The following is an 11,159-nucleotide window of genomic DNA, read 5'->3' as shown; positions in this document are numbered from 1 at the left end:
ACGTTCTGGCGTCAGCCTAGTGGGAAACCGGGTCCCCGGGAGTGCTTGTTTTCAGAGCGGCGGCAGCACGGCCCACAGGTACGCGCCGGCGATCATCGCCGGCCCGAACGACAGGTGGGAGCGCCGGTCGGCCTTCCGGAACAGCAACAGGAAGGCAGCCACAAGGCCGCCGAGCACGAATCCGCTGAGCAGCCCGAGCGCCGCCGTGGTCGGCGACAGCCAGCCGAGCAGGCCGCCGAGGACGCCGGCGAGCTTGACGTCGCCGAACCCGAGACCGTCACCGCCGGGCGCGAAGTACGCCAGCAGGAAGAAGACCACCAGGGCGATCGCGGCCGCGAGGCCGGCCACGGCCAGGTTCCACCAGGAGCCGGTCAGCGCCGAGCAGACCGTGAGCGCTGCGGCGAACACCGGATAGCCGGGCAGCGTCAGCAGGTCCGGCAGTCGCCGCACCTCGAGATCGATCAGGCCCAACGTCAGTGCCCACACCCAGGCCACCGCAAACGTGATCGCGACGGCCGGCGGCTGGTGCCAGATCAGGGCGGCCAGACCGACGCCGGCCACGGCCAGCACCGGGACCAGCCACGGGTTGATCGTCCGCCGGACCTCGTCGTCGTCGCGACGGTGACGTCGGGTCCGCAGCCACAGTGCGGCCACCACCCCGAACACGGCGGCGACCCCGAGAGCGATCCAGAGCGTCACCGCCAACCTCCTTCGCCGCAGACGTCTTCGGCACTGCCCGGTCGTGACTGTAGCGTGTCCGGAGGCAGCCATCCCTCGGCGGAGGAGGACTCATGTCGCCGCGCGCAGTTGATCATGTACTCGTCCTGATCTTGGTTCTGATCATGCTAGGCGGCTGCACGACCGACTCCGGCGACGGCTACGTCACCGAGACCGTCGATCGGCTGAGCGTCGACCGGCCGACCGGCTGGGACACCGAACAGCCCGTCGAATCGCCGTGGAGCAAGGGATTCCGCGCGGCTCCGGACGATACCGACCAGCTCCAGCTGTCCGGCGACTTCGGCTCGTACGCGACGGCGGCCCAGGGTATGGGGACCCTGGTCGGCCAGGCTCAGGTCGGCCTGTCCGGCTTCAGCGTGGTGGAGTCCCGGGAGGTCGAGGTCGAGGGCGCGACGACTGCGCAGTTGACCCGGTACACAGTGACCGACGGCGACCGGACGCTCACCGGTGTGTGGATCGTCGCGGCGCACTGGCCGTACCCGCAGTCGGTCGCGGTCTCGCTGCTGACGGCCGAGGACGACCCCACCCTGACGGAGCGGCTCGTCGAATCCATGAAGCTGCAGGCGGTCACCGGGTGACCCGGTGATCAGAGTGACCGGTGATCTTGGTCCCGGGTGATCTTGGGCCCGGGTGATCTTGGGCCCGGGAGTGGGTCCGAGGGCCCATGACCGGAGCGGTTCGCACTTCGTACCGTCGACGGAACGGATCCAGGAACGGCAGGCGGAGCGATGCGCAGCAGTCGACGCGAGGCAGGTGTGGCCGGGCTGGAGTACGTCGGCGCACTGGCCCTGGCCGCCGCGATGGTGATCATGGTCGCCGGATCCCTGACGGCGCAGAAGGTCGACGCCTGGGTCCAGGACGTGATCTGCGACCTGGTCAACGCGTTCGGCACGACCTGCGTCGTGTCGCCACCGGGCACCACTCCCGACCCGGGCTTCGATCCCAAGCCGGAGCGCTGCACCGTCACCCGGAAGTCGGAGAAGGTGAACTCCGAGATCAAGATCGCGTTCATCAAGATCGGCGAGAACGCCGGCTTCATCGAGACCACGTACAGCGACGGCAGGGTGACCTACACCGCGACCGACGGCGGCAGCATCGGCGTCACCGGCGGGGTCGGCGCCAAGCTCGATGTCGGCAAGCTCGAGGCCGGTGCCAAGGTCGACTTCGGGGCCGGCGTCGAATTCGACTACGGCAGCACGTGGGTCTTCAAGAACGCCGATGAGGCGAAGGCGATGAAGGAGCAGCTGAACACCTACCTGGCCGAGCAGCTGTCGCTCAAACACGACACCTACGGCGGCTACGCGATCTATCTGGCGATCAAGGGCGCCACCCCGCCGCCGAAGCCGCCGGACCAGACGGTCAGCAACGTCAAGGTGGACCGGAACGTGACCGGCAGCGTCGGCATCGACCTGCCCTGGGACTCCAACAAGGACAAGACGCCGAGCGGCGACGAGAACAAGACCGAGATCCCGAATCTCGAACTCGCCAAGGCGGGGATCAAGTTCGGCACCAGCGACACCTGGACCCAACTCACCGACAACAAGACCGGTGACACGACCTGGACCACGAACGGCGAGGTGTACGGGGAGGGTGAGGCGGCCGTCGGCCCGTACGGCAAGAAGCTGGACGGCCTGCTCGGCTCCAGCCTGGCGATCACCCGGAACAAGGACGGCAAGATCATCAGGGTGGTGATCACCACCACCCGGAAGGGCGGAGCCTCCACCTCGGTCAAGACCGGCCAGGAGAAGCTGGGCGGGGCCGGCAAGGACGAGAACGGGTCGACCGACGCCACGGTCACCACGACCACCCTCAAGGTCACCGACGACAAGCAGCGCGCGGTCGTCGACGGCTGGCTCGCGCAGGGCGGCATCGTCTCGCCGGAGACGGCGCTGCCGGATCGGCTGGTCCCGAACGACACGCTGCAGAACCTCATGTACACGAACGCGACCGTCAGCAATGTCCAGTACGACAACGTGATCGACAAGACCGGCTTCGCGGCCGAGGTGAAGCTCGGGGTCGCCTTCGGCGTCGACTTCAGCCTGGAGACCGAGAACTCCCGCTCGGTCGAGGCGAACTACCTCGACAAGGCCGGGCCGGACGGACTCCGCCAGCCCGTCGAGTTCAAGGAGTGCGTGGCCAAGTGAGTGCGAACCCAATCCCCCAAGATCAGCAGCGGAACCCCTACCTGGCGGCCGCTCCGGCGCAGCAGCGGACGGACCTGCGCCGGGTGCTGATCCGGATGTTCCTGGTGACGGTGCCCGGGCAGTTGGCCGGCTCCATGATCGGCGGACTCGTCGCGCAGGCGACCGGCTCCTTCGCCTTCTCGTTCGGTGGGCTCCTGGTCCGAGGCGCCGCCGCGGTCCTGGCCGGGATCCTGATCGGTCTGGCCACCACACCGCCGCGACGCCAGCAGGTGGTCTGCGCAATCCTCGCGGTCGTCCTCGGCGCGGCAGTCGCTGCGGCCGTGATGACCGTCGCTGTCGTCCGGCTCCAGGGCGGCTACGCACCCGGACCGCTCGAGGTCGTGCCCGGCGTGGCCGTGACCGCGTTCGGTCAGGGACTGGTCGCCTGGCTGTGCTGGCGACTCAAGGCCGGCTCCGCACGCTAGCCCGGGCCACGGATCAGGCGCCAGGCCTGGCCGGCCAGTCGGCCCGGGGTTTCCGCCGGGTCCCGGTGCCGGGCCAGCGCGATCACTCCGGCGGCGACGTACCGGGCGTGCAGGTCGGGCCGGACCCGGTCGAAACCCGGCGGGCGCTGGCCGGACCGGAACCGGACCGCGAGCACCTCGGACAGCGTCTCCGCGAGTTGATCATGGACCCGGGCCGCGGCGCTCGGTCCGAGCTTCGCCAACGTGGGTTCGGCGTCGGCGACGGCCGCGAACAGGGCCACCAGCTGGCGCGGCGCTCGGGACCGGTCCTCCGCGAACGGGCATTCGGTCAGCGCGCCGGCGATCTCGCCGATCCGGCCCGACAGTGCGTCGCAGATCAGGTCGTCCACGCTCGCATAGTGCTGATGGACCGTACTCCGGTTCACGTCCGCGGCCGCGGCGATCGACGCCATCGTGAGCCGGTCGGCTCCGTCGTCGAGGAGCCGCAACGCCGCCGCGCGCAGTTGGGCCCTGGTCCGCCGGACTCGTCGATCGTCCTCGTCCACAGCGGGAATGCTATCCGTCATTCGTACGTTAGCCAACACATGATGGATAACCGCCTGATCATCGACGGGTACGCCGACTTCCTGTGCGGCTGGGGCTACATCGGCAAGCGGCGGCTGGCCCGTGCCCTCGACCAGGTCCGCCGGTCGGCACCGGAGCTCGAGGTCCAGGTGCGCTGGCTGCCGTACCTGATCGACCCGACGGCGCCGCAATGGTCGGAGTCGATGGCCGGCATCCTGCAGCAACCGGAACTGGCCGAGGAGCTCGCCGGTTGCGGCCCGGGTTCCGCCACAGACAACCGGCTGCGGGCCCGCGACGCGGCCGCCCAGGAGGGCATCGAGGGTGACTTCGGCGCTCGCTGGCGGGCCAGCAGCTGGGCCGCACACCGGCTGGCCACGGCCGCGCTCGCGCACGGGCCGCAGGAACAGGACGAGCTGGTGGAGGAGCTGTATCGACTGCACTTCGTCGAGCACCGCGATCTCAATGATCTTGGTCTGCTGACGGCGTTGGCCGAGCGGTACCGGCTGCCGGTGCCGCCGGGCACCGCCGAGCTCGACGCCGGCCTGGTCTACCTGCAGCCCGGCTTCGCGCCGGACGACCCGGTGGAACGGGAGACCAGGGAGGCGTTGCTGACCGGCCGCGCGATCGGGGTCGACACCTCCCCCACGTTCGTGATCAACGGACGGACCGCGATCGCCGGGGCCCAGTCGGCCGAGCTGCTCGCCGACGCGATCCTGGCCGCCCCGGCGGCGGACCGGTCGCCGGAAGAGGTTCGCCGGCTCCGGCTCGCCGAGGCGCTGCTGGACCGGAAGGACCCGCACGGCAGCCTGTATCTGGTCGAACCGCTGCGCCGGGAGCATCCGGACGACCCGAACGTCCGGTCCCTGCTGGCCCGCGCCCGCGCCGCCTCGGCCAGCCTCGCCCCGGCCCGGGACACCCTGGCCGAGCTGGTCGCCGAGCACCCGGACGACGGCTACCTCCGCGAGCTCTACGGCCGCACCCTGCGCCGCCTCGGCGACCCCGCCGCCGACCGCGAGCTCGCCCTGGCCAAACACCTCCTCCCCTGAACCCGGGGCCACTGAAGAACCGCCGACCGGGCACAAAAGCAGGCGATCTGTCGGCGTGTCGCTGCGCTTGTGCCCGGTCGGCGGATCGAGAAACGGAACGTCCAGATCAGGGACTCGTTCGCGGGCGGCCGGTCGCGCAACCGAGATCCGTGGGCAGCTCAGCACCGGCCGAGAGACCGAGGGTTGACCAGAGGCGGCGGTTGCGCGGTCGACCGGTTTCGGGCTGGCCAGACTCGTCCGGTCCTGGCGGTAGCGCCCACGGCTCCACCCCAGCTGCGCATCGCAGCAACAGGGGACGGGCATTTGACCCGAGTCGCACGATGCCTGCCGATCGACCGGGCAGTTCAGCAGCGACACGCCGCCAGAACGCCTGCTTTTGTGCCCGGTCGGCGGGGTCTTTTTCGGGCGTTCAGTCCTCGCCGAGGTAGGCCTTGCGGACGTTCTCGTTGGTCAGCAGGTTGACGCCGGTGTCGTGCAGGACGATCTTGCCGACCTCGAGGACGTACCCGTAATCGGCGAGCGAGAGCGCGGCCTGGGCGTTCTGCTCGACCAACAGGATGGTGACGCCCTCCGATTTCAGCTCGGCGATCGTGGTCATGATCAACTGCATCATGATCGGCGACAGCCCCATCGAGGGCTCGTCGAGCATCAGCAGCTTCGGATTGCTCATCATGGCCCGGCCGATCGCCAGCATCTGCTGCTCGCCGCCGGAGAACAGGCCGGCCGACTGGTGCCGGCGCTGGGCCAGGACGTCGAACAGCTGATACACCCGGGCGAGGTCGCGCTGGATCCCGGCCCGGTCGCGCCGGGCGAAGGCGCCCAGCATCAGGTTCTCCTCGACCGAGAGCCGCGGGAAGAGCCGCCGGCCCTCGGGCGACTGGGCGACGCCCAGCCGGACGATCTGGTGCGCCGGCATCCCGTCCAGCCGGACCCCGTCGAACAGGATCTCGCCGGACTCGACCGGCAGCAGGCCGGACAGCGTCCGCAGCGTCGTCGTCTTGCCGGCGCCGTTGGTCCCGATCAGCGTGACGACCTGGCCCTCGTCGACGCTGAAGCTGATCCCCTTCACCGCACGGACCCGGCCGTAGGCGACCTTCAGATCTCGCACCTCAAGCATCGAGGCTCCCCCCTTCACCGACGGTGCCGTCCGGTTCGGCCCGGCGCGGTGCCGGCTCGGCAGCCGCCGGCTCCGCCGGTCCCGTTCCGTCCGGCTCTGCCGGCCCGGTGCCAATGTAGGCCTCGATCACCTGCGGATCGGACTGGACGACCTCCGGCGTGCCCTCCACCAGGACCTTGCCCTGGACCAGGCAGACCACTCGGTCGCACAGGTTGAAGATGAAGCGCATGTCGTGCTCGATCACGACGACCGCCAGGCCGAGGTCGCGGATCCGCCGGATCAGCTCTTCGGCCTGCCGGGTCTCCTGCGGGTTCATTCCGGCGGTCGGCTCGTCGAGCAGCAGCACCTTCGGCTCGGTGGCCAGCGCCCGGGCGATCTCGAGCCGCCGCTGATCGCCGTACGAGAGGTTGCGGGCCAGGTGGTCCCGGGACCCGGCGATCCCGACGAAGTCGAGCAGCTGGTCCGCCACCTGCTCGGTCTCGCGCTCCTCACGCTTGTACTTGAAGCCGCGGAGGATCGAGGTGAGCGGGCCTGCGCTGGTCCGGCAGTAGCGCCCGACCATGACGTTCTCCCGGGCCGTCATGTTGGCGAACAGCCGGATGTTCTGGAAGGTACGGGCCATGCCGGCCTGGACCACCTTGCGCGGCTTCGGCGGCAACACGGTGCCGTTGAACGTCACCAGGCCGGAGGTCGGCTGATAGAGACCGGTCAGGCAGTTGAAGAAGGTCGTCTTGCCGGCGCCGTTCGGGCCGATCAGCCCGACGATCTCGCCGAGCCCGACGTGCAGGCTGACGTGGTCGACCGCGACCAGGCCGCCGAACCGCATCGACACGTCGCGGGCCTCGAGGACCGGCCGGTCCGGGTCGACTCCGTACAGCTGCGGCGCGAGGTCCACCTCCCCGACCGCGTCCATCGGACCCCTGGCCGGCGGGGTCGGCTCCGACGTGCTCATGATCGCGCCCCCTCTGCCGGTACGGTCTCGGCTTCGTCGAGCTTCTCGGCCAGTTCCTCGTCGTCCTCGTGGAACTCGAGCTGCCGCTGGCGGTTCGGCACCAGGCCCTCGGGCCGGAATCGCATCATCACCACGAGCAGGACACCGAACAGCAGCAGCCGCAGCTCGGCGAAGTCGCGCAGCTTCTCCGGCGCCAGTTTCAGCAGGGTCGCGCCGACCAGGACCCCGACCACGGTGCCCATGCCACCGAGGACGACCGCCGAGAGCAGGAAGGCCGACTCGAGGAACATGTACTGGCCGGGATTGATCGAGATGTCGTGATGGGCCTTGACCGAGCCGGCCAGACCAGCGAGGAAGGCGCCGCCGGCGAAGGCGAACAGCTTCAGCCCGAAGGTGTTCACGCCCATCGCCTCGGCCGCCTTCTCGTCCTCCCGGATGGCGATCCAGCCGCGCCCGATCCGGCTGTTGTTCAGTCGGATCACGATCAGCACCACGAACAACAGGATGAGCAGCAGCAGGAAGTAGTAGTTGGCGAAGCGGGGCAGCACCAGCACGCCGAACAGCGGCGGCGGGTTGCCGAAGTCATACCCCAACGGATCGAGGTCCGGGATCGCGGGGATGCCGTTCGGGCCGTGGGTCAGATCCGGGCCGGAGGTGCCGTCCAGATTGAGCATGGCGATCCGGAAGATCTCGCCGAACGCGAGCGTCACGATCGCCAGGTAGTCGCCGGAGACCCGCAGCGTCGGCGAACCGATGATCAGGCCGAGGGTCGCGCTGACGCAGCCGCTGATCAACATCACCAGCGGGAACGGAGGATGGAAGTCGATCGTCGCGAACGCCGACTCGGACAGCATCGCCGCCACGTAGGCGCCCGAACCGAGGAACGCGATGTAGCCGAGGTCGAGCAGGCCGGCCAGGCCGACCACGATGTTCAGCCCCAGGGCCGTCATGGCGAAGATGATCACCTGGGTGGCGATCGAGAGGTTGGCGTCCGAGCTGCCCTGGGTGAACGGGAACAGGATCGCCGCCAGGATCGCCGCGGTCACCAGCACCGGCCGGCGCCGGGCGGCGATGCCGGAGTACCAGGACATCACGCCCGCCCGGAACAGCACCGCGGCCGCGACACCGACGAACGCGACGAAGCAGACGAACCCGCCGCCGTCATCGAAGTCGAGGGCGAACACCACCGCGAAGAACGCCGCACCCATGAGCACCGCGACCGCGACGATCTCCACCACGGCCGACGCGTCGAACTGGCCGAAGAGCGGCTCCGGTGCGGGGGCGATCAGCCGAGTTCCGGCGAAGGCGATCAGCGCGCCGGCCAGGGCCAGCCAACCGCCCGGTTCGATGTTGATCAAGCCACCGAGCTCCAGCGCAATGGTGATCATGATCAGCGCGAGGTAGACCAACGCCCCGGACGCGGCCGCGCGGGCGCCTCGGCGCCAGCCCGGCGCCAGGCTGAGCCGCTTCGGCGGCAGCAACCGGTCCAGCAGGGTTCCGGCGACGATCACCAGGCCGAGCGCCATCGCCAGGAACTGCAGCACGGACGGGTAGAACGCCACCGACATGTCGTCCAGCGCGGCGTCGTCGTACGCCCACGGCAGGAACGGCGCGATCACGATCAGCGCGCCGCCGATCAGGGCGATGATCCAGGCGAACGGTTCGGAGCGCCGGATCCGTTCCGGGGTGATCAACTGTGGCAGGCCCAGCCTGGTCAGGAAGCTCATGCGCGATCAACCACCCGGGCGCCGAGCAGACCCTGCGGCCGGAACACCAGCACCAAGATCAACAAGACGAAGGCCCAGACGTCCTTCCAGGCCGAACCGCTGAACGGCAGCGCGGTCGCCAGCGCCTCGGCCACGCCGAGCACCAGCCCGCCGACCACGGCGCCGTAGATGTTGCCGATGCCGCCGAGCACCGCGGCGGTGAACGCCTTCAGCCCGGCCAGGAAGCCCATGTTGAACTGCACCTGGGTGTAACGCAGTCCGTACGCCAGCCCGGCGACCGCGGCCAGCGCCGCGCCGACACCGAACGCCAGCATGATGATCCGGTCGACGTTGATCCCCATCAGCCGCGCGGTGTCCGGGTCCTGCGACGCGGCCTGCATGGCCCGGCCGAGCCGGCTCCGGTTCACGAATAGGTAGAGCAGGACGGTGCAGAGGACCAGCGCGAGCAGGGTGAAGACGGCACCGCGCTGGATGCTCAGGCCGGGACCCAGCGGGATCGCCGAGCCGCTGACCAGGTCGAGCTGCGGGAACACCACGGCAGCCTTGGCGCTGGGGAATCCCGGGATCCGGTCGTAGAAGAGCCGGACCGCCTCCTGCAGCACGATCGAGACGCCGATCGCCGTGATGAACGGCGCCAGTCTCGGTGCGTTGCGCAGTGGCCGGTACGCGAATCTCTCCATCAACAACGCCACCGCCACCGCGACGGCGATGCCCCCGATCAGCATCAGCGGGAAGATCCACAGTGCCACCGGCCGCCCCGGCGACAGCAGCCACACGGCCACCGCGCCGAACCCGCCGAGCATGAAGATCTCACCGTGCGCGAAGTTGATCAACTGCACGATGCCGTACACCACCGTGTAGCCGACCGCGATCAGGGCGTACATCGCACCGAGCGACAGTCCGTCGATCAGCTGCTGAAGTAGCACCACGAGGCCAAGCTCCTCTCATCCACTTCCCGCACCTTGATCAGCAAGGGGGACGACCCCCTTGACCCCCGTTCCGCTCCGCGCAAGGACATGCACCCTTCAGATCGATCGGCAAGGGGGACGACCCCCTTGGACCCCCGTTCCGCTCCGCGCAAGGACATGCTCCCTTTCAAGGTCGCGGTACGAGTTCGGCGCGAGGCTCCTGGTGGGAGCCTCGCGCCGAGGTGATGATCGTCAACTACCGGTTTCGACCGCCGCCCACTTCTGGTCGGTCACCTTGTAGACGGTGAGGATCTTGGTCGTCGCGTCGCCGTACTCGTCGAAGGCGACCTTGCCGGTGGCGCCGTCGAAGCTCACCTTGCCGATGGCGTCGATGGTCGCCTGCCGCGCAGCCTCTGCGCTTTCGGCGTCCTTGAGCGAGACCTTGAGGCCCTCGATGATCGCGCGGGCCGCGTCATAGGCGTACGGGCCGTACGCGGCGTACGGGTCGGAGTAGCCGGCGGCCTCGTAGTCGGCCACGAAGGTCTTCGAGGTCGGCAGCTTCTCCACCGGGGCGCCGACCGAGGTGGCCAGGTCGCCGTCGGACTTGGAGCCCGCCTGCTTGATGAAGTCGGGATCGAAGATGCCGTCGCCGCCCATCAGCGGGATGTTCAGCCCGGCCGCCTTCATCTGCTGGCTCAGCGGACCGGCCTGCGGGTACTCGCCGCCGTAGTAGAGCGCCTGCGGGTTGGTCGCCTTGATCTTGGTGATCACCGCCGAGTAGTCCTTGTCATCGGGGTTGATCGTCTCGGCCGCGGTGACCTGGCCGCCGAGCTCGGTGAACGCGTCGCTGAACGTCTTCACCAGGCCGGCGCCGTAGGCCTTCTTGTCGTTGACCGTGGCCACCTTGGTGAACTTCGCCGTGTTGAACAGGTACTTCGCGGCGAACGGACCCTGGACGTCGTCCGTCGCGCAGGTCCGGAAGTAGTTCGGATAGAGCCGCTTCGGGGAGTTCGCGTAGTCCTCGCCGCGGGTCAGCGCCGGGCCGGTGTTGGCCGGCGACACCATCGCGATCTTCTTGCCGTTGAGGACCGGCTGAACGCCCTGGGCGACGCTGGTGTTCAGCGTTCCGACGACGCCGACAACCTCCGGGTCGGAGGCCAGCGAGGTCGCCGCGTTCAGGCCGACGTCGCTCTTCGCCTCGTCGTCCTTGACCTCGATCTCCAGGGTCCAGCCGGGAATCTCGTTGTTCGCGTTCGCCTGCTTGATCGCGAGGTCCACCGAGTTCTGGATGCCGAGCCCGAGCGCGGAAAGCCCGCCGCTCATCGGAGAGATGACGCCGATCTTGGCAATCTTCTTCTCTTCGGTGCCGCCACCGCCGCCCGTGTTGCCGTCGCCCCCGCGCTGACCGCATCCGGTCAGTGCCAGGGCTGCGGCGACCAGGGTCGCGACACCGACCTTCGCAAGTCGTCGATTAAGCACAGTTCCTCCTCCTGGGCAGC

The 11,159-nt window shown here is 69.1% G+C and carries 11 protein-coding genes; 4 read left to right on the top strand and 7 right to left on the bottom strand.

Translation table 11 applies throughout. The features are described from left to right. Positions 1-51 precede the first annotated feature (51 nt). Positions 52-699, bottom strand: a complete 648-nt coding sequence (locus ACFQU4_RS27130) for a prepilin peptidase (protein ID WP_377498063.1) — start codon at positions 697-699, stop codon at positions 52-54. Between the two features lie 92 nt (positions 700-791). On the opposite strand from ACFQU4_RS27130, the gene ACFQU4_RS27125 reads away from it, so the two are divergent. From ACFQU4_RS27125 to ACFQU4_RS27115, 3 genes are all read left to right on the top strand, one after another. Then, the gene (locus ACFQU4_RS27125; protein WP_377498061.1) at positions 792-1,316 is read left to right on the top strand and encodes a hypothetical protein; all 525 of its coding nucleotides are present in this window, start codon (positions 792-794) and stop codon (positions 1,314-1,316) included. A 150-nt stretch (positions 1,317-1,466) separates the two neighbouring features. Continuing rightward, the gene (locus ACFQU4_RS27120; protein ID WP_377498059.1) at positions 1,467-2,882 is read left to right on the top strand and encodes a hypothetical protein; all 1,416 of its coding nucleotides are present in this window, start codon (positions 1,467-1,469) and stop codon (positions 2,880-2,882) included. Continuing rightward, on the top strand, positions 2,879-3,346 hold the full coding sequence (locus ACFQU4_RS27115; RefSeq protein WP_377498056.1) for a hypothetical protein: 468 nt from the start codon (positions 2,879-2,881) through the stop codon (positions 3,344-3,346). The genes ACFQU4_RS27120 and ACFQU4_RS27115 overlap by 4 nt, the downstream gene beginning before the upstream one ends. On the opposite strand, the gene ACFQU4_RS27110 is transcribed toward ACFQU4_RS27115, so the two are convergent. After that, positions 3,343-3,891: a TetR/AcrR family transcriptional regulator gene (locus ACFQU4_RS27110; RefSeq protein ID WP_377498054.1), complete on the bottom strand. Its 549-nt coding sequence runs from the start codon at positions 3,889-3,891 to the stop codon at positions 3,343-3,345. The genes ACFQU4_RS27115 and ACFQU4_RS27110 overlap by 4 nt on opposite strands. A 39-nt stretch (positions 3,892-3,930) precedes the next feature. Between ACFQU4_RS27110 and ACFQU4_RS27105 the strand changes: the two genes are divergently transcribed. Further along, a complete protein-coding gene (locus ACFQU4_RS27105; RefSeq protein ID WP_377498052.1) occupies positions 3,931-4,956 on the top strand; it encodes a DsbA family protein in 1,026 nt (341 codons plus the stop codon). 409 nt (positions 4,957-5,365) lie between these two features. Here ACFQU4_RS27105 and ACFQU4_RS27100 read toward each other — a convergent pair whose 3' ends face one another. The 5 genes from ACFQU4_RS27100 to ACFQU4_RS27080 form a co-directional block, all read right to left on the bottom strand. After that, positions 5,366-6,073, bottom strand: coding sequence for an ABC transporter ATP-binding protein (locus ACFQU4_RS27100; protein ID WP_377498050.1), 708 nt, complete (start codon positions 6,071-6,073; stop codon positions 5,366-5,368). Beyond that, positions 6,066-6,899 (bottom strand): ABC transporter ATP-binding protein, encoded by an 834-nt coding sequence (locus ACFQU4_RS27095; RefSeq protein ID WP_377498451.1) that lies wholly within the window; start codon positions 6,897-6,899, stop codon positions 6,066-6,068. Before ACFQU4_RS27095 ends, ACFQU4_RS27100 begins: the two co-directional genes overlap by 8 nt. Positions 6,900-7,021: 122 nt before the next feature. Continuing rightward, positions 7,022-8,752 carry a branched-chain amino acid ABC transporter permease gene (locus tag ACFQU4_RS27090; RefSeq protein ID WP_377498048.1) on the bottom strand — a complete coding sequence of 577 codons (1,731 nt, stop codon included), beginning with the start codon at positions 8,750-8,752 and terminating at the stop codon, positions 7,022-7,024. Next, a complete protein-coding gene (locus ACFQU4_RS27085) occupies positions 8,749-9,636 on the bottom strand; it encodes a branched-chain amino acid ABC transporter permease (protein ID WP_377498448.1) in 888 nt (295 codons plus the stop codon). The genes ACFQU4_RS27090 and ACFQU4_RS27085 overlap by 4 nt, the downstream gene beginning before the upstream one ends. Positions 9,637-9,912: 276 nt before the next feature. Next, on the bottom strand, positions 9,913-11,139 hold the full coding sequence (locus ACFQU4_RS27080) for a branched-chain amino acid ABC transporter substrate-binding protein (protein WP_377498046.1): 1,227 nt from the start codon (positions 11,137-11,139) through the stop codon (positions 9,913-9,915). Positions 11,140-11,159: the final 20 nt, after the last annotated feature.

This window comes from Microlunatus sp. GCM10028923 (genome assembly GCF_042666975.1).
Taxonomy (GTDB): Bacteria; Actinomycetota; Actinomycetes; order Propionibacteriales; family Propionibacteriaceae; genus Microlunatus.
The sequence above is the reverse complement of the archived record's forward strand: the minus strand, read 5'-3'. Positions and strand labels throughout refer to the sequence as shown.